Genomic DNA, 1,656 nt, shown 5'->3' with positions numbered 1-1,656 from the left:
TCGGTGGGCACGCGCGCGCAGGATGGCGCCCCGGACCCGGGCAACGCGAGGGTCGAGTTCTACGGGCAGGTGATGCTCGACGCGATCTACGACGCCAAGCGCATGAATCCCGACTGGGCCGCAACGCTGCGGCCATCGCAGATCCCGGTCACCTGCCCCGGCTCGCCCGGTTGCGGCAAGGATGGCTCCACCACCTTCAGCGTGCGGCAGTCCAGCCTCGGGTTCAAGTCGTTCATCCCGACCAGCCTCGGCGAGATCAAGACCGACATGAGCTTCGACCTGTTCGGCACCAACGGCGGCACGCAGATCCATTGGCTCAATGCGTGGGCCGAGTTGGGGATGTTCGGCGCCGGGCAGACCTACTCGAACTTCATGGACATCGACGTGTTCCCCAACACCATCGACTACTGGGGACCGAGCGGCATGGTCTTCGTGCGCAACCCGCAGCTGCGCTTCACGCCGTGGAACAAGGATGGCAATGCCTTCGCGATTTCGCTGGAGTCGCCGAACTCGGCGATCGACACCGGCAGGATCACGCGCGTGGACCCGGCGCTGGGCGCAAACATCACTGGCAGGACCCAGTTGCCGGACCTCGTTGCGTCCTACAAGCTGGAGCGCGACTGGGGCCACCTCAAGGCGGCCGGCATCGTGCGCCAGGTCGGCTACCAGAATCCGGCCTCGATCAACGGCGACCCGTCCGGCACGCGCACCGGCTACGGCCTGAACCTGAGCGGCGCGTTCAAGGTGTTCAGCAAGGACAAGTTGAGCTGGCAGGTCGTCTCGGGCAAGGGCATCGCCAGCTACATGAACGACGGTGGCGTGGACCTCGCGCCCAACCGCGCCTTGCAGGCCGAGACCGTCACCTCGCTGGGCTGGCTGGCCTACTACGGCCACAGCTGGAACGACAAGTGGACCAGTTCCATCGGCTACAGCGAGCACCGCCAGAACAACACCGACGGACAGCTTGTGAACGCATTCCACAAGGGCAGCTACGCGTCGGTGAACCTGCTGTATTCGCTGGCGCAGAACGTCACGATGGGCGGCGAGTTCATCTGGGGCCGCCTGGAAAACAAGCTGGGTCTCTCGCAGGACGACTATCGCTTCCAGTTCTCGACCAAGGTCGGTTTCTGAGCGCAACAACCGGAGCGGCTCCATGCAGTTCAAGTCGACTTTCCCGATCCTGATCGCGCATCGCGACATCGCGGCGCAGACCGTGGCGGGCGTGCGCCTGCGCCAGATCCAGCGCGAGCTGGAGCAATCCGGCTGGAAGACCATCCTCGTCGACAACGAGGCCGATGCCGGCATCATCGCCGGCGCGCACCGCGGGCTTGCCGCGATCGTGTTCCCTGTCGCAGCGGCGAAGGACGAGGCGACGGCGCAGCGACTCATCGACCTGATGAGTACGGTGCACCAGCGCGCACCCGGCCTGCCCATCGTCGCGCTGGGCGAGACCGCAACGCTCTCTGGCAGATCGCCCAAGGCGGTGCAGGGCCTGCGCAACCTGCACAGCATCATGTACCTCTACGAAGACACGGTGCCCTTCCTGGCGCGTCAGATCATGCGTGCGGCAGAGGACTACCTGGACCAGTTGCTGCCGCCATTCTTCAAGGCGTTGACACATCACGCGGAGCGCTCGGCCTACTCGTGGCACACGCC

At 65.3% G+C, this 1,656-nt stretch carries 2 protein-coding genes; both read left to right on the top strand.

Translation table 11 applies throughout. The annotated features are described in order from the left end of the window. Positions 1–1,131, top strand: a 1,131-nt coding sequence (locus HCU76_RS36270) for a DcaP family trimeric outer membrane transporter (protein WP_213959978.1), incomplete at its 5' end; no start/stop codon positions are given. A 22-nt stretch (positions 1,132–1,153) separates the two neighbouring features. Then, a partial coding sequence (locus HCU76_RS36265) for an Orn/Lys/Arg decarboxylase N-terminal domain-containing protein (RefSeq protein WP_275946435.1) occupies positions 1,154–1,656 on the top strand: 503 nt, incomplete at its 3' end.

Origin of the sequence: Variovorax sp. dw_308, assembly GCF_019207085.1 — a bacterium.
Classification (GTDB): domain Bacteria; phylum Pseudomonadota; class Gammaproteobacteria; order Burkholderiales; family Burkholderiaceae_C; genus Variovorax.
The sequence above is the reverse complement of the archived record's forward strand: the minus strand, read 5'-3'. Positions and strand labels throughout refer to the sequence as shown.